The sequence below is a fragment of the Methanosphaera sp. genome (genome assembly GCF_016282985.1).
GTDB lineage: Archaea > Methanobacteriota > Methanobacteria > Methanobacteriales > Methanobacteriaceae > Methanosphaera.
Window position 1 is genome coordinate 1 of sequence record NZ_JAEELZ010000075.1, and the last position, 20,116, is coordinate 20,116.

At 28.9% G+C, this 20,116-nt stretch carries 14 protein-coding genes; 7 read left to right on the top strand and 7 right to left on the bottom strand.

The features are described from left to right. Positions 1-2,662, bottom strand: a 2,662-nt coding sequence (locus QZZ11_RS04310; protein ID WP_292473911.1) for a hypothetical protein, incomplete at its 3' end; no start/stop codon positions are given. A gap of 447 nt (positions 2,663-3,109) precedes the next feature. Between QZZ11_RS04310 and QZZ11_RS04315 the strand changes: the two genes are divergently transcribed. Together QZZ11_RS04315 and QZZ11_RS04320 are read left to right on the top strand one after the other, a co-directional pair. Then, positions 3,110-6,778, top strand: coding sequence for an Ig-like domain repeat protein (locus QZZ11_RS04315; RefSeq protein WP_292473912.1), 3,669 nt, complete (start codon positions 3,110-3,112; stop codon positions 6,776-6,778). A gap of 145 nt (positions 6,779-6,923) precedes the next feature. Beyond that, positions 6,924-8,525 (top strand): helicase HerA-like domain-containing protein, encoded by a 1,602-nt coding sequence (locus QZZ11_RS04320; protein WP_292473914.1) that lies wholly within the window; start codon positions 6,924-6,926, stop codon positions 8,523-8,525. On the opposite strand, the gene QZZ11_RS04325 is transcribed toward QZZ11_RS04320, so the two are convergent. Beyond that, positions 8,511-8,834 (bottom strand): nucleotide pyrophosphohydrolase, encoded by a 324-nt coding sequence (locus tag QZZ11_RS04325; RefSeq protein WP_292473915.1) that lies wholly within the window; start codon positions 8,832-8,834, stop codon positions 8,511-8,513. The two genes, QZZ11_RS04320 and QZZ11_RS04325, sit on opposite strands and share 15 nt — an antisense overlap. 136 nt (positions 8,835-8,970) lie before the next feature. Between QZZ11_RS04325 and QZZ11_RS04330 the strand changes: the two genes are divergently transcribed. Further along, complete coding sequence (locus tag QZZ11_RS04330) at positions 8,971-14,307, top strand: DUF3320 domain-containing protein (protein WP_292473917.1); 5,337 nt, start codon at positions 8,971-8,973, stop codon at positions 14,305-14,307. Positions 14,308-14,385: 78 nt separating this feature from the next. Here the strand turns inward: QZZ11_RS04330 and QZZ11_RS04335 are convergent, their stop codons facing one another. Further along, positions 14,386-14,670 carry a hypothetical protein gene (locus tag QZZ11_RS04335; protein ID WP_292473918.1) on the bottom strand — a complete coding sequence of 95 codons (285 nt, stop codon included), beginning with the start codon at positions 14,668-14,670 and terminating at the stop codon, positions 14,386-14,388. 21 nt (positions 14,671-14,691) lie between these two features. Further along, positions 14,692-14,958, bottom strand: a complete 267-nt coding sequence (locus tag QZZ11_RS04340) for a hypothetical protein (protein ID WP_292473920.1) — start codon at positions 14,956-14,958, stop codon at positions 14,692-14,694. A 279-nt stretch (positions 14,959-15,237) separates the two neighbouring features. Here QZZ11_RS04340 and QZZ11_RS04345 point away from each other — a divergent pair, with 279 nt between their 5' ends. Then, on the top strand, positions 15,238-15,771 hold the full coding sequence (locus tag QZZ11_RS04345) for a hypothetical protein (protein ID WP_292473921.1): 534 nt from the start codon (positions 15,238-15,240) through the stop codon (positions 15,769-15,771). Here the strand turns inward: QZZ11_RS04345 and QZZ11_RS04350 are convergent. Continuing rightward, positions 15,768-16,025, bottom strand: coding sequence for a hypothetical protein (locus QZZ11_RS04350; protein ID WP_292473923.1), 258 nt, complete (start codon positions 16,023-16,025; stop codon positions 15,768-15,770). The genes QZZ11_RS04345 and QZZ11_RS04350 overlap by 4 nt on opposite strands. Before the next feature lie 104 nt (positions 16,026-16,129). Between QZZ11_RS04350 and QZZ11_RS04355 the strand changes: the two genes are divergently transcribed. The 3 genes from QZZ11_RS04355 (at position 16,130) to QZZ11_RS04365 (ending at position 18,361) form a co-directional block, all read left to right on the top strand. Beyond that, positions 16,130-16,657, top strand: a complete 528-nt coding sequence (locus QZZ11_RS04355; protein ID WP_292473925.1) for a hypothetical protein — start codon at positions 16,130-16,132, stop codon at positions 16,655-16,657. Further along, positions 16,650-16,910, top strand: a complete 261-nt coding sequence (locus QZZ11_RS04360) for a hypothetical protein (RefSeq protein WP_292473927.1) — start codon at positions 16,650-16,652, stop codon at positions 16,908-16,910. Before QZZ11_RS04355 ends, QZZ11_RS04360 begins: the two co-directional genes overlap by 8 nt. Before the next feature lie 80 nt (positions 16,911-16,990). Further along, a complete protein-coding gene (locus QZZ11_RS04365; protein WP_292473928.1) occupies positions 16,991-18,361 on the top strand; it encodes an MFS transporter in 1,371 nt (456 codons plus the stop codon). Between the two features lie 143 nt (positions 18,362-18,504). Here the strand turns inward: QZZ11_RS04365 and QZZ11_RS04370 are convergent, their stop codons facing one another. Then, complete coding sequence (locus QZZ11_RS04370; RefSeq protein ID WP_292473930.1) at positions 18,505-18,717, bottom strand: histone family protein; 213 nt, start codon at positions 18,715-18,717, stop codon at positions 18,505-18,507. Positions 18,718-18,867: 150 nt separating this feature from the next. Then, positions 18,868-20,103 (bottom strand): LL-diaminopimelate aminotransferase, encoded by a 1,236-nt coding sequence (locus QZZ11_RS04375; protein WP_292473932.1) that lies wholly within the window; start codon positions 20,101-20,103, stop codon positions 18,868-18,870. Positions 20,104-20,116: the final 13 nt, after the last annotated feature.

A 20,116-nucleotide genomic window follows, 5' to 3' on the forward strand; every position in this document is an offset into this window, starting at 1 on the left:
CTAGTACAACTGTAGCATCGTTACCTACTGAAAATTGACAGTTTGTTAATGTTGCAGTACCATCATTGGTAATTGTTACGTTTACGCCGTCAAAGAGGAATATTTTTTCATTGATGTTTCCTGATACTGTTAAGTCGGTGTTGTTGAAGTCTGGTCTTAATAAACATTCATCATCAAAGAATTCAGAGTAAGTATTTTCAGTAATTACTGTGCTTGGTCCTGGTTCAACATATGGATTCTGTTCAACAATGTTGTTTTCACCAGTAACAATTACGGTTGAATCTCCTTCGTTTTCGCCAGCAGTTAGTGTGTTGTAGCGTACAATGTTGTTGTCACCTGTGATGTTTATTGTGTAGTCCGTATCCATAGAGGTTATGGTGTTGTTTTCTATGATTGCCTTTGAGGATGTTATTAATATTGGTCTTACATATCGTATATTTACTTCATTATTTGTGAAAATGAAATTATCACTTTCTATTGATATTGAATTAGCATAATCGTCAGCATTATAGTCATGACTATTTTCATAGGAATATAATGTTATTGTGTTATTATTTAATACTGTAGTACTTCCATCATTTGCTCTATAAACAATTCCATTTACTCCCCATTCATCATCTCCATCAACCCAAATTAATGGTATGCTTATATCAATCTCTGAGTTTTCAATATTAACATTATCCTCTAAAATTAATACTTCTAGACAGTAAACTTCTTGATAAGGGATAGTAATTTTACCATTTTTGAATGTTACATCTTTCATATAAATAGCTTCAGGTACATCTTCATCGTTTTTTAAATCTGCCACTACCAGATTATAATTTTGATAAGTAGTGGATTTATATTCATTATATAAGTAGTGTTCACCATTTGTGTCCCTTATAGTAAAAGTATGTCCATTTCCTTCAAATATTAAATCTATATCTTTAATATCTTTACAATCAGAAATTTGGGGTATTATTTTTCCCACATCATTATCTGTTAAAGTATAATCTATTTGTATATCAATAATCAATGTATTAATATTATATGCATCATCCCCTAAAGGAGCTAAACTCAATACATATGATCTCCTATACTTCGAAAATAGTATATTAAATTGATGGCTATTTTCGAAAATTAATTTTAGAGTTCCATTATAATATTTACCGGTAATTTCACGATAACTAAGATATGTTAAAGTATATTCTTGTTCTTCATCACTAGTTTTGACATTTTTATTAACATTTTTCATTAAATGTTTGTTATTTGTTGACTCACAGTTTGGACAATTTCCATTACATGAAACAAAATAACCCTTATATGAAGCAGGTGTTATTGAACCGATATCGTTGCCACTACAATTATAAGTAGTATATTTACCTTTAAAGTTTAGTGTACCTATAATACTATCTTTGAAACAACTATTTGGTTTCTGTATATTTACAGTTTGACCTGTTGCATTGTTTGAATGGAATCGTACATTGTTATATACATCAACATCAGCTAAAAAGATGTTGTTTGTTACATTTGCACTTCCATATATGATGGCTTTTCCATTTATTGTATTGTTTTCTACGATACTGTAGTTTCCTGTTGAGAATTTACCGTTTACTGTGTTATTGATGTATTTGTTTCCATAGTAACTTACATTGTGTGTATCTTCCGGATCAGTTTCGTTATCGTAACTTCCAGCCCATGTGGTAGTTATACCATATTGACCTTCGGTTATATCTATTGTGTTGTTTTCTATTACGTTTCTTGGTCCGGTTACTGTAATTCCCCAACAAATATTCTCTCCATTGATACAGGAAATGTGATTGTTGGTTATTTTGTTTGCTCTGTTTTTGGTTATTCCATTTGCATTATTGGTTGCTCCATACATGTTAAGATATATGAGGTTTCCAACTTTGCCACTACCCATCACAGTGTTGTTGTCTATTGTACAGTTTTCACCAAGTGTAATTACTATTGCACTGCATCCAGTATTGTTTACTGCATAGAAGTAACTGTTTTTTACTGTTATGTTTATTACTCCGTTACGCATTGCAAAGTATCCTGTACTCATTCCAACACCCTGATTTTCTACTGTTACATTGATGTTGTCGAATGTTATGTTGGATGCTGTTGTTGTGAATACTTGTGTATTATGGAACTTTAGGTTTGTAATATTTGAATTGGATGATTCATTATTAAATTCTATCCATGTTGGATCTAATGATGGAAGGTTATATCCATATATTGTGTTTAAATCTAATGTGAAACCGTTTCCATTTATGTTTATTGGTTTATCTACTGTATAATTGGTTGATGTACGGTATATGTTTTCTGTGAAGTTTAATATATCACTATCATTGATTATCGTGTTTAAACCAGACTCTGTTATGTATTCATCAAAGTTTGTATTATTTAAATTCCATACAGTTGGTGTTGTATTTCTTGTTTGACCACTATTTTTTTCTGAAGCAACTTTATTTATTGCTTGTTGCGAATTTTTTATTTCATTATTATTCTTGCTTTCTGTGCTTACTGTTGTATCAGTTTGTTGTATGTCTTGTGATATGGTGCTGGTTGTTACATCGGAGGATATGCTTGTATCATCGATGTCTGCAGCACTGACCACTGATACTAATGTAATCAGCAAAGCAATAAATAAAATGAAATGTTTTGTTTTTATTTTCATTTTTGATCCTTTAACTGTTTTTTAAATTATTATTGATTAAATGATAAAATAACTATACTTGTTTATTTATTTTGTTTTAGTATTATTTTTCAATTTTATTTTATATTTAATCAATAAGCCTATATATGATTTTTTTCAAATATATGTTTACTGTAAAAAAAAATTATAACTCTTATAATAGTATCAGGGATATTAAAGTTTAAGAAATATTCGGATTGTATTAGGCTATTGTAAGGTTTAAAATATTTTTTTTTACAAGATTAATATCCAATTATTTAATAATTTCTGAAAGATTAATTAATAAATTCATATTTATAATTAGATGTTATATTAATGAAGTCTACTATCAGAAAAAATAATATAATATAAACATTTTTCCTGGGGGAATTGATTATTATCAAGAAAAATAAGTGTTTGTTTATTTTTCTATTATTGACTTTGGCTTTGATGTCTATAGTATCGGCAACAGATACAAATGATACAACACATATAACAAGTGAAGTATCACAAGATGTTATGCTAGAAACCCAAGAAATTACACAAGAAACATCTGGGACTACTATTCTAGATGATAATTCTAATGTAATCAAAGAAAATAATGAAGATAAACAAGCAATACAAAACATTACTAAAAAAGACAAAACTTATGAAAAAGTAAAAACAGATGATGCTGATGATAATGTTACGGTTGTGAATGTTACATCATCCAATTTTAAGCAATATTTTAGTGTTATGAGTAATGTTGCTTATATGGGTAAAGGTATTACTTCTACTAACAGCAGTTTAGTATTAAATGTAAAATATGTACCCAGTAATGTTTACACTTTTTCATTAGATGAAAACAGCAATAAGTTCCAAAATCTTAGTCTAGTAATTGATGGTCAGGGATGCAGTGCCCTTACAAATGTTGGATTTAAGTTATCAACCAACTTCAAGACAGTTGCACTGCAAAACTTTAACTCAACAATCACGGAATCCTATACCAAAAGTGATTATCTTACACTTACAGGGACTAATGGAACTTACATAATACGAAACATGACCATTGACGTGCAAAAACCTGATCTTACAACCTATGTGTTCAGGGTAGAAAAAGAATCACTCATAGAAAACTGTAACTTAAAGGCATGTCTTAGTGAATGTACCATTAATTGGGATGCATATCCATACCTTCCTGACTGTATTGGATTCTATGTTAAAACCCAAGCTGAGATAAGAAATAACAATATTGAAATATTAATCACAGGTAATTATGGAGGAAGTTATTATTCATCTTTTGCAGCATTTCTCGGAACAAGCGGCATAACATTCATCAACAATACACTCATTTCAACAAACTGCACTGATGATAGTGGTTATTCATATGGGCTTGTAGTTAGGTCAAGCAATAACATAATTAAGGATAATAAGATATATATTACATCACATACGTATACTGCAGGAATACACCTTGAAATGGCCACATTCAAAAATAATATCATAGAAGGGAATTATATTAATGTAACCAGTAGTTACGGCAATGCTCCCTGGGGAAACATTGCAGTAGCATATGCCATAAATATGTTGGACTTTCAATACACTGGAAACTTGTTTGGAGTAGGTGGAAATCATCCTAACAACAATTCAATCATACGGAACATTTTAGTGGGAGAGGCTGCTCAGATATATGGGGTTGAAATGTATGGTGGATACAATAACAACATATCCGAAAACAACATCACATTATATGGGCGTACATGTATGGGAATTGGAATAATTGGTGCAAACACAACATCAAACAATAATAATATTGTAGTAATCGGAGAACACAACCAAACTGAGGGAACAGCAGATTATCTTAAGGCAAAAACTGCAGGACTATATTCGTACTTATCAGATACGGGAATTGAATTCAAAAACAACACAATATACAGTGAAAATGCACCAGGAATTATTTTAGAAAAAGTATCAAATGTTGTAGTACAAAACAACTCAATATACTCTGAAGGACATGATTACACAGTAGAAGTGGATGGAAAAAATAATATTGTAACTGATAATATACTTGAAGCAAGAAACAACATGGGAGACTCCTCGGTAAGCGGTCAAATAAATAACACAGTAGAAAACAACACATATTACTTTGAACCAAATATTACAGTTGATTTTCCTGAAAGAATTATTACAAATACTGAAGTACCAATACTTATATCATTAAATGATGATGAAGAAAAACCCGTAACAAATAAAAAAATATATGTACAAATTAACAATCAAAACATTACCGAAGAATTAACAACAGATACTGAAGGAAATTGCATATATTACTACACAGCAACAGAAAGTGGTACTAAAACACTCACCATAACAAGTCCAAAAGAAAACAACATACTGGAATCTGTTTACATAACAGAATTTAATGTAGAAAAACTGAATACAAACATAACAATAAACACAATCAACCAAACAAAATACAATGACAACATAACAATCACAGGAACACTAAAAGACACAGACAACCAACCAATTACAGATGATATACAAATCACATTCAATAATGAGGAAATTACACTTACAACAGATTCAGAGGGAACATATTCCTTCACAACAATAGCAAAAAAAATCGGAACAAACAACATAACAGCATCATATAACGGAAACACAAAATACAACCCAACCAGTACGACCACAACATTCACAGTAATAGGTAAACAACCTGTTATTGTAACTTATGATCCAATAAGTGATGTAAATTTCGGAGAAAACGTGACAATTACTGGAAAATTCATGACCAGTAATGGTAAGGCAATTTCCAATAGTAATGTGAAAATTTATATTAATGGTGTGAAATATCTGGCAAAAACAGACAACACAGGAACATACGTATTAAGTGTAGAAACTACCCAAACAGGTGTTAACAAAGTAAGTATTGGTTACAGTGGTAATGATAAGTATGAAGCTTATGAAACCAATACAACATTTACTGTCCTTGGTAAACAACCGGTAATAGTAACCTACGAACCAATAACTGATGTTAACTTCGGAGAAAATGTAACGATTACAGGAAAATTCATGACCAGTAATGGTAAGGCAATTTCCAATAGTAATGTGAAAATTTATATTAATGGTGTGAAATACCTGGCAAAAACAGACAACACAGGAACATACGCATTAAGTGTTCAGACTACTCAGACAGGTGTCAATAAGGTTAGTATTGGTTACAGTGGTAATGATAAGTATGAAGCTTATGAAACCAATACAACATTTACTGTCCTTGGTAAACAACCGGTAATAGTAACCTACGAACCAATAAGTAATGTTAATTATGGTGAAAATGTTACAATAACTGGAAAATTCATGACCAGTAACGGTAAAGTAATATCCAACAGTAATGTAAAAATATACATCAACGGAGTAAAATACCTAGCAAAAACAGACAAAACAGGAATATACACACTATCAGTAGCAACAACACAAACTGGTACCAACAAGGTTAGTATCGGTTACAGTGGTAATGACAAGTATGAAGCTTATGAAACCAACACAACATTCCAAGTCCTGGGAAAACAACCAGTAATAGTAACCTACGAACCAATAAGTAATGTAAACTTCGGAGAAAACGTAACAATAACAGGAAAATTCATGACCAGTAACGGCAAAGCAATTTCCAACAGTAATGTAAAAATATACATTAATGGTGTGAAATACTTGGCAAAAACAGATAAAACAGGAACATACACACTATCAGTAGCAACAACACAAACGGGAACCAACAAAGTAAGTGTCGGTTACAGTGGAAACGATAAATACGAAGCATACGAAACAAACACAACATTTACTGTTCTTGGTAAACAACCAGTCATAGTTACCTACGAACCAATCAACAACGTAAAACAGGGACAAAACGTTACAATCACTGGAAAATTCACAACAAACACAGGAAAAGCAATCACCAACACAAACGTGAAAATATTAATAAACGGTAAAAAATACTACGCAAAAACAGACAAAACAGGAACATACACACTATCAACACAAGCAAATACACTAGGAACCAACAACGTAACAATAGGATACAGCGGAAACGACAAATACGAAGCATACGAAACCAACACAACATTCACAGTAACAGCATAAATAACCATTTCATTCAATTTTTCTTTTTTTAAATCGTACTACTCATTTTTATTTTCTTTTTTTTTTCAATAACATTATTCAATTAAATATTTTAATAGTCACTTACAGATAAATTAACAATAAAGTTCTAATTGGAGAAATCAATATGTATACTGAAGATTCTATATTAATTGGATGTAATGATGATACTTGTGTAACATTACATCCTAAATTAGCAAATAGGCATGGAATAATTGCCGGTGCAACAGGAACAGGAAAAACATATACCTTAAAGGCATTAGCTGAGTCATTTAGTGATATGGGTGTTCCAGTATTTGTTGCTGATATGAAAGGGGATTTGGCAGGTTTATCAAAAGCAGGCGAACCTAATGAAAATGTTTCTAAAAGGGTAGAAAAATATGATTTACAATCCAAAGGATTTAGTTATAAAGGATATCCTGTGGAATTTTGGGATTTATTTGGTGACAAGGGATTACCAATAAGAGTAACTATTTCACAAATGGGACCTATTTTGTTATCAAAAATATTGAGACTCAGTGAAGCCCAGGCCGGAGTATTAAATATAGTATTTAAAGTTGCAGATTCTGAATCATTATTATTAATAGATATTAAAGATTTAAAATCAATGATTAATTATGTTACAGAAAACAGAGAAAGATATGAATCAGAATATGGTGCAATTGCTACAAAATCTGCAAATACCATTTTACGTTCATTGTTAACTTTAGAAGAACAGGGTGGAAATAAATTCTTTGGTGAACCTGCTTTGGAATTAACTGATTTTATGCAGTGTGATGATAATGGTAAAGGTATAATAAATGTATTTGATTCTGTAAACTTATCATTAGCTCCGGATTTATATTCTACATTTTTATTATGGATGTTAACAGAAATGTTTGAATCCATGCCGGAAGTTGGAGATCTTGAAAAACCAAAATTTGTTTTCTTCTTTGATGAAGCACATTTATTATTTGATGATATGAATCCGGTTTTCCAAAGAAAAATTGAACAGATTGTACGATTAATACGTTCCAAGGGAATTGGATTGTATTTCATCACGCAAAGTCCAACTGATATTCCTGATGAAATATTATCTCAGTTAGGAAATAGAATTCAGCATGCATTGAGAGCATACACACCAAAAGATCAAAAAGCTGTTAAAGTAGCTGCTGAAACTTTTAGGGCAAATCCTAATTTTGATACAGCCGATGAAATATCAAATCTTGGAATAGGTCAGGCATTAGTATCAGTATTGGATAAAGAAGGAGTTCCAACGGTTGTAGAAAAAGTAGACATTATACCTCCACAATGTTATAGTGGAGCAATTGATGATTCTTATAGGGAACAGATAATTAATATTTCTATGTTTAAAGGAAAATATTATGAAATGTTGGATAGGGAATCTGCTTATGAACGTTTATTACAAAAAGTACAACAGGCTCCAGTTCAGGAGATGGAACAGTATAATAATCAAGATTATCAATCACAGGACAACACAGCATATCAAAATCAACAACAAATACCCCAAACAGAACAAAAACAAGCTGGTTTCCCATTACCTGATGTTCTTCAACAGACAATGGACAATATAGATTTATCTAAAACCACAAAAAGAGGTAGAACCAGTCAGGGGACTGCCGGAAAATCTGAAATTGAAAGAATAGCTACCAATGCTGCAAATACTGTTGTTCGGGAAGTATCCCGACAAATTGTTAGAGGTATATTTGGTCAATTAAAACGTAAGTAATTCAGTATATTTGGTTGATTTTCCTTTAGACTTTTCAATTGGATATTTTTCCTCATTTTTTTCTATTTTTTTAAGCATAATTTCCTTTACATCCACATTCATAGTTATAGCCATCAGGTATGAATATATAAGAACGTCTGCTAGTTCTTCCTCAACATGTTTTATATCATAATCATTATCCCACTGAAAGTTTTCCAATAATTCTGCAGATTCAATGGAGATTGATTTGGCAAGATTTTCTAATGTCTGGAACTGTTTCCAGTCACGGTCATCCCGAAATTTGATAATTCTTTCAATAACTTCTTCCATATTTTCACTTATATTTTTATGATTTCAATACCAAATTATAATATTTGTTATTTACATATCATAATATAAGAATTTTTTTAATGATAAATATTTTATTTAATTTTTTTATATTAATTGTATTATTTATAGGGATTTTATGGAAGAACGTTCTAAATTAGACTTTAATGATGTATTCAACACTTTACAACAAAACCTTTTAGATATGGGTTTAAGGAATAATTTACTTAATTTTAAAGAGGTTGCTAGAACTGTTCCTATTGTTGATGTAGAGATAATGGATTTATATGATTCATTAGTTTTAAATAAGAAAAAATTATCTTTTCTTCCTAAATTTTCATCTAAAGATTCTGAAGAGGGAATATGGTCCATACCTGTTGAATCTAATGAAGAGGAAGAGTTACAATTACAAACAACATTAACAGAAAAAGAACTTCAAAAAAGATTATTCTCATTATTCCAATATTATAGAACCAGTGTACAGGATTTAGGTTATAATAATCTTTTTTTAGCATTAGGTTTTGTTGAATGGAAGCAACAAAAGGATAATTCAACACATAAAGCTCCTTTAGTCTTAGTTCCAATAGAATTGTCAAGAAGATCTGTCGGATCTCCATTTAAAGTACATTGGACTAGGGAGGATATTTCATTAAATTTATCATTAAAATATAAACTACAGGAACAGGGGATTATTTTACCTGAACAGAATAGTATAGAAAATAAAAATGATTTAGTAGAGTATATTAATAAAGTTAAGCGGGCTATTGAATTTAAAAAAGGATGGAACGTTCTCAGTCAGGCATATATTAGTACATTTAGTTTCAAAAAGTTTGTGATGTTTAAGGATTTATCAATTGAAAACTGGGATCATATAGAAAAAAGTGAAATTGGTAGGTTATTTGGTTTAAGTGAAGTTGATAGTTTTGATTCATTTGATGTAAAATCTATTGATGAAGATTTAAATCCTATGGATAATTATAATGTAGTTGATGCAGATTCTTCACAAATTGCTGTAATAGAAGATGCTAAAAAAGGTCATAGTCTTGTAGTTGAAGGACCACCTGGAACAGGTAAATCTCAAACAATTGTAAATTTAATTGCTGAATTACTGGCTAATGAGAAGAAAATATTGTTTGTTAGTGAAAAGATGGCTGCACTTGATGTTGTTAAAAAAAGAATGGATAGTGTTGGTTTAGGAAGTTACTGTTTAGAGTTACACAGTAATAAAACAAGAAAAAGGTCTTTCCTTGATGATTTGAACAAATCACTTTTAAATGACAAAGTTGAAGTGGATGATTATGAGGATTATGAAAAACTTCAACAGTCAATTAACAATTTGAATGAATATAGACAGCTTATTCGTACAAAATATGGTGATACTAATTTATCTATTTATGATTTAATTGGTATGTATGAATATAATTATCAGGAACTTGAAAAAATTGGTCAAAGGGTATATAAATTTAACTTACCTAGTCTTAAAAATTATACTACTCAAAAACGTTCAGAGCTTCTATCAAACATAGATGAAATTGCAGAAATATATAAATTAATTAATCCAATTAAGGATAATCCATGGAACTATACAAATATCAATTATCTTTCACCGGATGATATAGATAATATTAATTTTAAATCATCTGAAATGGATAGTCATATGGAACATATTCAACAGGATATTGTAGAATTTAGTCATAAAACCAATCTTCAAAAACCTGTTAAGTATGGTGAAATAAAAAAATATATCCAGCAGGCTAAATTAGCATTATCTGACCAGGATTATTCCTTGGAAGATGGGAAACTTAAAAAAATAGTTGATTCAGTACAAGAATATCAAAATAATTGTAATAATGATATCAATATTGACAAAATAGATGTTGAACCTATAAAAGAAAAAACTGACCAGTTATTATTCAAAATACGTTCTTCTGAAATATCTTCTGATTTCATGTTCCATCATGAAGCACGAGTATTGCTTTCAAAAATTAAAGAAGCTTACAAATCATTGCAGGAATCTCCAGTTAAAAGAGCGTTAAATGATCCTGATATTGTACAAAAATTCTATCAATTTAAATCAAATAAAGATTCCTTTACTAAATTCATGAATAAGGATTATAAAAAATCCAAAAACGAATTAAAAAGTTATTACTCTCAGGATGTTGATGATAATACTATTACAGAAGATTTTGATAATTTATTCCTGTGGAATGATGATGTAAATGGAGTAATCAATACAATATTACCATATTATACATCTGACAATTTAACGGCCGAAAAAGTAATCTATGAATTAGAAAGGTTAATTAATCTTTTTGATGATTTAAATGAAATAAATTCCAAAGTATCTAAAATCTTCAAAAGGGATTATTTCAAAACATTGGATGATATTGAATTCCATGTAAATTCATTATATCAGCAAAAAGAATTAAAGAAATTCATTGATGATAATGAATCTACTGCAAAAAAATACTTTAAATCATGGGACAATGTAGATACTGACTTTTCAAAATTAGTTAGTGAATATGAGGGTATCTCAAAATATGTTAAAGAAGATAATTCTAACAGAGTGATTATAGATAACTCCAGTAAAAATGAACTGAAAAGTATAATAGATGATTTGGAAATTAAATATGATGAAATATCCGAAGATTACGAATATCTTAATTCATTATTACATTTTAAAAACAAACTAAGTGAAAATAATATAAATCCAATAAATCTTGAAGATTTTAATGAAACTATTCAAAGTATAACTGAAAATATTCGTTCATTAAGTGATTGGAATCAATTTAATACCTACTGTACACAATTTAAAAATAATTATACTGCTGAAATTATTAAACTCATCAAAAACGATAAAATCAAGGCTGATGCAATAGTACCATTATATGAATTTAACTTTGCTAACAATATTCTGATAGAAATATTTGAGAAACATGAAATATTAAAGAACTTTAACTCCAATATATATGAAAAAAATATTCAATTATTCAAAGAATTGGATGTTCAAACGATTGATCTTAATAAATATAGAGTTAAAGAGATACTTGATGCTCAAAGACCTGATTTATCAATTAGTATTGCTCCAACTTCACAGTTAGGTATACTAGTTCATGAAATGAATAAAAAAAGAAATCATAAATCTATAAGACAACTATTAAAGGAATGTAATGAAGTAATTACAGATATTAAGCCATGTTTACTCATGAGTCCATTGTCTATTGCCCAATATCTGGATACAAAAACATTTGAATCTTACTTTGATTATATAATATTTGATGAAGCTAGTCAAGTTAAAATTGAAGATGCAATTGGAGCATTATTAAGGGGAAAACATTATATAATTATGGGAGATACAAAACAGCTACCTCCAACAGCTTTCTTTGATGTTGAAACAAACATAGAATCTCAAGAAGCAGAGGATATGCATGTTCAGGATGTGGAAAGTATTCTTCATTTCTGTAAGACTGTTTTACCATACAGGATGTTAAAATGTCATTACAGAAGTAGACACGAGTCTTTAATAGCAGTTTCAAACTTGGAATTTTATAATAATGATTTGTTCATTTATCCTTCTCCAATAATCAATTCAGAAAATTTGGGTCTTAAATTAGTTTATAATCCAAATAACATATATGATAAAGGAAAAACTCGACAAAATAAAGGGGAAGCAAAAGAAGTTGTAGAATATGCATTGCAACACTTTGGTAAATATGGATTCCAAAAAAGTTTAGGAATTGGAACATTTAGTGTAGCACAAAAACAGGCAATACTTGAAGAACTGGAATTAAAACTTAAAGAAAATCCGGAACTTGATCCGTATTTCAACACTACTGGAGATAAAGCCTTTTTTGTAAAAAACATTGAAAACATTCAAGGTGACGAAAGGGATGTAATGTTAATTAGTGTGGGTTATGGTTTTGATGAAACACATAATTTGTCCAGTAACTTTGGTCCATTAAATAATGATGGAGGGGAAAGAAGGTTAAACGTATTAACAACACGTGCTAAAGAAAAATGTATAGTGTTTGCTAACTTTAAATCTTCTGATATGCATCTTTCACCAAGATCACCAAAGGGTGTTCAGGTGCTAAAAACTTATCTTTACTATGCAGAACATGGTAAATTCCCATCAAATGTTCTGGAAGAACAAAAATTCGACTCAGAATTTGAAAAATCAGTTTATAATTTCCTGATAAAAAAAGGATATAAAGTTGAAAAAAGAGTGGGATGTTCAGGTTATCGTGTTGATTTAGCAGTATTGGATCCTAATAATGATGATGAATACATATTAGCTATAGAATGTGATGGAACTGAATATAATGATGATGCCTCTGCTAGGGAAAGAGATAGAATTCGACAGAATATGCTTGAAGGCTTGGGCTGGAATTATCATAGAATTTGGTCAACAGAATGGTATCATAACAGACAAAATGCAAAACAGAATTTAATCAATGCAATAAATGATGCTATAAAAAATAAAGAACAGGATATTAAAACTCTTGACGAAATAAATAATGATACAATCGTAGTCGAAAAAGTTAAAGAAGACAACAACAACAGTATTTCTGTTGAAAATATTAACACAGAGTATAAAGAAGATATTTCAGATGATTCTTCCAAATCTGAGATTTCAAAACAGGTTATAAAAGATCAAAATTCCTTTGATGAATTTGATGAGATATTTGAAGTATTGGATGAAGAAGATTCCGATGCAGTAGTTATTCATGATATAAAAGAAATAAGAGGAAATAATTCTAATGAATCGGAAGATGATTTTGAAGTAATGGAAGAAGTTAAAATTGATGAGGATATTTCAATAGGAGAATCAGTTCCTGATGGTGGAAAAACTGAAGAAAAAACAGAAACATTAGAATCTTCCGAAGAAAAAGTTAAATCAAAAGTTCAAGTTAAAAAAGTTGAAGTGGATAAACCTTCTACAGAGAAAGATTACAATTATTATGAAAATAAAATTGACTGTGAGGACTTCTATTCATTAAATAATTCGGATGTAATTGAAGTTATCGAAGATATAATTAGAACTGAAGCACCTATTCATCGTGAAGAAATATATAATCGATTGAAAAAGGTTTATAATGTTAAAGCAACGAAAAAATTTAAATCCTCTATTGATTCAATGATTTCAACATTATTACAGAATTCACATGAAATTTATGTAAAAAATAATTATTATTACATATTTAAAAAGGAAGTTGTAGTAAGAAAACGAATTAAACCAAATATAGATTATATTTCTGATGATGAGATTATAGAAGCTATAACTCAAGTTTTAATACTTAATAATTCTGTCAAAATTAATGAATTAGCAAAATTGGTTTCAAAATTATTGGGTTTTAAAACATTGTCTACAAAAACTGCAAATAAATTAAATGAAGTTATTAGCTTTTTAAGATTCTCAGATAAATTAGATATTGATTCAAGCAGTATCGTCACATTAAAAGATGATACTAAATAATCTTTTTTTTTTAAAATTTTTTTAATTGGATATATTTGAAATTTATAATAAAAAAAGGATATATGATTAAATCATATTTTAAAAGAACTGTTGAATAACAAGAGGTAATGCACCTAATAGTGACTGAAGTCCTAAAATGAATATTGCCAGACCACCAATAAATTCAATTACTCTAGCATATTTAATAGCTACTTTTGTTCCATAGGTTCCTATTAATAACCATATGATAACTGCAACAAGTGTAAGTGAACCTAAAACTATAGGATTCGCACCGGCAACAGCACCTTGAGATGATAATACTAAGTTTTCAATGTTTCCAAAGATTAGTAATCCAAGGTATTCTTTATAATCGTCTAATGCCATATAATCACCTAGTATTTAATATTATTGGTATCTGAATGCATTAATCATTGATTGAAGACCTAATATTATAATTGCGATTGCTCCAACTAATTCTATTACACTGGCATATGCCATAGCATAATTTGTTCCTAGTGTACCAATTAGAAACCAGAATATTACACATATTATACTTAATATTCCTAGTTTTTTAGGATCAGCTCCTTTTACAACACCATGTGATGCAAGAACTAAGTTTTCTATATTTCCAAAAATAATTAATCCTAAAAAAGGAATGCATTCTTCAATCATTTTTTCACCTTTCTTATTCAGATAATCCTTTTTTTTTTCTTAAAACATTTTTTCTAGATTATATATAATTATCTAAAGTAATTTCTGTCCTATTTAGTAATTAATGAATAAAAGTAATTATTTAATGTAAATTATTTTAATCTAAGAAAAAAATTAACAACATTATTTTATTAGTATTTCTTTATATTTATAGTATTGTTTTTAAGATACTAAGAGTTTAGCATAAATTTTTATATGATTATTAATATATGATTTAATAGAAATTCTGAAGGGGATTATATGGCCGGAGAAATAATTGATGATAATTTTTTAACAATTAATGATGATTTTAACAAGTATATTCAATATCTTCGTTTGATTTTTGCTGATTATGCTGAAGTCGTGGAAAGTATTGATAAAATTATAGACGAAAATGTATTTAATAAGCAAACATATGTAGAATTAACGGGAATAATTAAATACACTTCTAAAAGAGTTTTTCCATTATTATCAGCTTTTTTTGGTCAGGATGAAAATTTTGAAAATGACATTTATCATGAATTTATGGATATACAATTAATGGTTTTATATTTATTTGATAAATTACAATATGAGTTAGATGAGATAATTTTAAAATGGAATTTAAATGATGCAGTAATTAAGGATGAGCTTATTAATATTGAATCTGTAAATTATTTGTTAAAATTAATTATGCCTCAATTATTATTGTTTGTTAACGTATTTGATTTAAAAATTCAGCAGATTGAGGGTTCCATAAGTGAAGATGAATTCGAGAAAAAAATGGTTGAAATTCATGACAGTATGTTTATTTAATAGTTAACATCTATTATTTTTTTTATTTCTTGTAGACTTGATGGTATAATTCTTACATCAATTCCGTGGTATGTTTTATATAAATTAATAAACTTTTTTTTATGGAGAGATTTGATACCTTTTTTTATTTCTTTGCAGGAATATTGGTTTAGATTTTTACAAAGATTAATTACGGGGGTGTGATGTTTTCCAATACATCCATGTTTGAATAAGGTGGATAAAATATCTCTTTCCAATTCATCATTACTTTTCATATAATTTTATATATTATAGTTATCTTATATAATAATATGTTTAAAAAATGTACATTTTAACCTTAAATGGTATTGTGTTTAAAAAATAAACTTGAGATGAAAATATGTATGAAAGAATATTTGGTAAATATCCCCAAGTTAAAGTTTTAAATTATGTTTTAATTAATCCTGAAAAGTCATATTCAAAAAAAGAAATAGCTGTGGGAGCAAACATATCCAGAGTTACTTTGGATTCATTTATTAATGACTTAGAAGAATTGAATATTTTATCAAAAGATGGGTTAACATACTACGTGAATATTAATTCAAAAGTAGTTAAAGCACTAATAAAAACTCAGATAACCTTAGCAGAATTAATCATGGAAGATGAAACAAGGGATCCTGAAACTTTTATAGGTGAAGCATTAACTGATGAAGAATTAGATAAGTTTTTAGATTCATTTGATTTTGAAGTGGATATTGATAATGAGTTAGAAAAGATTGAAAAAGGTGAAGTATCTATTACAAAACAAGAAGAATTAAAAATGGATGATGATGCAATTATCATTTCTTCAGATAATTTAAATACGGATATTATTTTAACACAATACATTGATAAAGGTTTTAATAAAGGAAGGATAAATTATGGATGATATAAACAATTTAAATTCACAAATGCCAAAAATTAAATTCAACGATGAACCAAGTAAACCTATTTCCGGGGCAGTATGTGTTGGTTCACACGATCAGATTCGTGTTGCATTTTTAGAAGAAAAGTTAGCTAGTGATGATTTTGGAAATGTTGAAATGATTCAAGAATGTGTTGCACAAGTAGTTATGACGCCTCAAGTTGCAAGAAATATTATACAAGTATTAGAAGATAACTTAAAATCCAATAATTTATAAGCATTATTCCCCATCTTATTATTTTTTATAATCTTTTTTTTGTTAGCAATTTAAATATTTTTTTTAACATAAATCTATTTATGATTAAAGAAGAAACAATGAATCGTTATGTAATAATTATAGGTATATTATGTTCATTTGCGGTAGCATTTACTTCTAATGCATTATCTGTAGCATTACCGACAATTGCTATGGACTTTAATTTAAGTAATATTATGCAAAATTGGGTTGTAAATATTTATTTATTGATTATTGCATGTGCCAGTGTTCCAATATCTAAGATATCAAGTAAATACGGATTAAAAAGAACATTGATAATTGGGTTGGTTATTTATATTGCAGGAGCTCTTTTTTCTGGTTTTTCAATTAATGAAAATATGTTGTTTCTTTCAAGATTTATACATGGTATTGGTTCTGCAGTATTATTTGTGAATGTAATGGCAATTATCACCGCTCAAATTCCATCTAAAAATAGGGGTCAGGCAGTTGGTTTTACAATTATGGGAGTTTATGTGGGATTAACTTCTGCTCCTACAATTGGAGGTATACTGGTTCAAAATTTTTCTTGGAGGGCAATATTTTATATTACTTTGCCATTAATTTTATTATCAATATATTTACTTAGTAAAATAGAAAAAGAGTGGGCAGTGGATGTGGATAAATCAATTGATAAGGTAGGTTCCTTATTGTATATTTTATCCATTTGTTTATTGATGTATGGATTCACGATTTTAAATTCAAAAATTGGATTAATACTTTCTTTTTTAGGAGTTTTAGTATTAATCTGTTTTATCAAATTTGAGTTAAAATTAGAAAACCCTATATATGAGATAAAATTATTTAAGAATTTAAAGTATACGTCATCAAATATAGCATCTTTTATTAGTTATTTTGCTACTTTTGTAGTAACCTACATTTTAAATTATCACTTTCAGTATTTAATGAATTTGTCTCCACAAACTACGGGTATTATTTTGATTGTTTCACCATTACTAATGGCTTTATGTGCACCATTTTCAGGAAGGTTGTCTGATAAAATCGATCCACAAAAACTTGCTGCCCTAGGTATGAGTATGGTATCAATTGGAATGCTATTATTATGTTTCTTAAATGAAAACACACCTTTGTACATGATAATTGTGGCTATGGTATTACACGGTTTAGGATTTGGAATATTTTCCTCACCTAACAGTAACATTATTTTGGGAAGTGTGGAAAAGAAATATATAGCTACAGCATCTGCTTCATTATCGACTGTTAGAACTATAGGTCAATCATTTAGTTTAGGATTGTTGACATTAATATTTTCATTTATTATGGGAAATGTGATTATAGTACCATCCAACTATCCATTGTTAGTTCAGAGTAGTCAAATAACAATGATCTTTTCAACAATATTCTGTATAATTGCTGTGGTTTTGTCATTAATAGGTGTTAAATCAAAAATATAATAATTAATACTTTATCTATTTTTTTGTATTATTTGATTAATCCAATTATTAAATATTTTTTATTATAAAATTAATTTTGTTAAACAATGTCAAAAATAAATATGATTTAAAGGGGGTCATTGAAAGAAAAAAAATGAAGTGAATTAGAATTTAAAATGTTTTAAAACTACTTCTACATCATCTGGTTGAATAGTTTTTCTACCTGCATGTTTTGCAACATCAATAACTGCGGTAGCTAAACTTGCAGTGTATGCTTCTACTGCTTCAACAATTTTTTCTTCTGCATCTTTACTAATTCTTTCTGCACCTGCACTTTTTACAATTCTTGTTACTGGTGCTTTTGGTATTTCAGTCATCTTTTGTCATCTCCTTATTTTAATATATTATTATTAGGAGTATTTAAGTATTTTTATAAAAATGTAAAAATTGTAAAAAAAATAGTTGTAAATTGAAATTTGTATAAAAACATTTTTCAATTTTTTTTGATTTTTTTGTTAAATAAAATTTTAAAATTCTAATTCAGAAATTCTTTCCATTGCTTCAACAGTTTTTTCATAAGTGTTAAAAGCAGTTAATCTTATGTATCCTTCACCGCTAGGACCAAATCCAGCACCAGGGGTACTTACAACATGTGCTTGGTCTAATAAAATGTCAAAGAATGTCCAGGAGTCAATATTGTTTGGTGTTTTAAACCAGATGTATGGAGAATCGATTCCACCATAAACTTCTAAACCTATTTTTTCTAAACTTTCCCTGATTACTTTAGCATTTGCCATATAATAATCTAAGTTTTCTTGAATTTCTTTTTTACCTTCTTCTGTGTAAATTGCTTGAGCAGCTCTTTGAACTGGATAAGATACACCATTAAATTTGGTGGATTGTCTTCTATTCCAGAGTGGATTAAGTTGTACACATTCACCAGATTTATTTTTGACATAAACTTCTTCAGGTACAACGCAGTAACCACATCGGGTTCCTGTAAATCCAGCGACTTTTGAATAACTTCTAAATTCAACTGCAACTTCTTTAGCTCCTTCAATTTCATAAATTGAATGTGGAACATTCTCTGTTGAAATAAATGCTTCATAAGCTGCATCAAATAATATTAAAGCATCATTTTCTTTTGCATAATCTACCCATACTTTTAGTTGGTCTTTTGTTAAGGTTGTTCCTGTTGGGTTGTTTGGGAAACATAAGTATATAATATCTACATCTTCTTCTGGAAGTGCTGGAACAAAATTGTTTTCGGATGTGCATGGTAAATATACTATTTTTTCATAGAATCCATCATCACATGCTTTTCCACTACGACCGGCCATTACATTACTGTCAACGTAAACTGGATAAACTGGATCTGTTACTGCAATGATATTATCTTGTGAAAACAATTCCTGGAAGTTACCAGTATCGCATTTTGCTCCATCACTAATGAATACTTCAGAATTTTTTAATTCTATACCTAATGGTTCAAAATCATTTTTAATTACATCTTCTATGAGGAAATCATAACCTTGTTCCGGACCATATCCTCTGAAAGTTTCAGCTGCACCCATTTCATCAACAGCATCATGGAATGCTTTTATAACAGTTTTAGTTAAAGGTCTTGTTACATCTCCAATTCCCATTTTAATTAAATCTGCATCAGGATTTTCTTCTTGATATTTTTCAACACGTCTAGCTATTTCTACAAATAAGTAATTGTTCTGTATATTACTATAATTTTCATTTACGTTTACTACCATTTTCTCACTTCCT

Coding starts and splice junctions, on each gene's coding strand:
- QZZ11_RS04315 (WP_292473912.1), top strand. CDS start 3,110: ATGTCTATAGTATCGGCAACAGATACAAATGATACAACACATATAACA.
- QZZ11_RS04320 (WP_292473914.1), top strand. CDS start 6,924: ATGTATACTGAAGATTCTATATTAATTGGATGTAATGATGATACTTGT.
- QZZ11_RS04325 (WP_292473915.1), bottom strand. CDS start 8,834: ATGGAAGAAGTTATTGAAAGAATTATCAAATTTCGGGATGACCGTGAC.
- QZZ11_RS04330 (WP_292473917.1), top strand. CDS start 8,971: ATGGAAGAACGTTCTAAATTAGACTTTAATGATGTATTCAACACTTTA.
- QZZ11_RS04335 (WP_292473918.1), bottom strand. CDS start 14,670: ATGGCATTAGACGATTATAAAGAATACCTTGGATTACTAATCTTTGGA.
- QZZ11_RS04340 (WP_292473920.1), bottom strand. CDS start 14,958: ATGATTGAAGAATGCATTCCTTTTTTAGGATTAATTATTTTTGGAAAT.
- QZZ11_RS04345 (WP_292473921.1), top strand. CDS start 15,238: ATGGCCGGAGAAATAATTGATGATAATTTTTTAACAATTAATGATGAT.
- QZZ11_RS04350 (WP_292473923.1), bottom strand. CDS start 16,025: ATGAAAAGTAATGATGAATTGGAAAGAGATATTTTATCCACCTTATTC.
- QZZ11_RS04355 (WP_292473925.1), top strand. CDS start 16,130: ATGTATGAAAGAATATTTGGTAAATATCCCCAAGTTAAAGTTTTAAAT.
- QZZ11_RS04360 (WP_292473927.1), top strand. CDS start 16,650: ATGGATGATATAAACAATTTAAATTCACAAATGCCAAAAATTAAATTC.
- QZZ11_RS04365 (WP_292473928.1), top strand. CDS start 16,991: ATGATTAAAGAAGAAACAATGAATCGTTATGTAATAATTATAGGTATA.
- QZZ11_RS04370 (WP_292473930.1), bottom strand. CDS start 18,717: ATGACTGAAATACCAAAAGCACCAGTAACAAGAATTGTAAAAAGTGCA.
- QZZ11_RS04375 (WP_292473932.1), bottom strand. CDS start 20,103: ATGGTAGTAAACGTAAATGAAAATTATAGTAATATACAGAACAATTAC.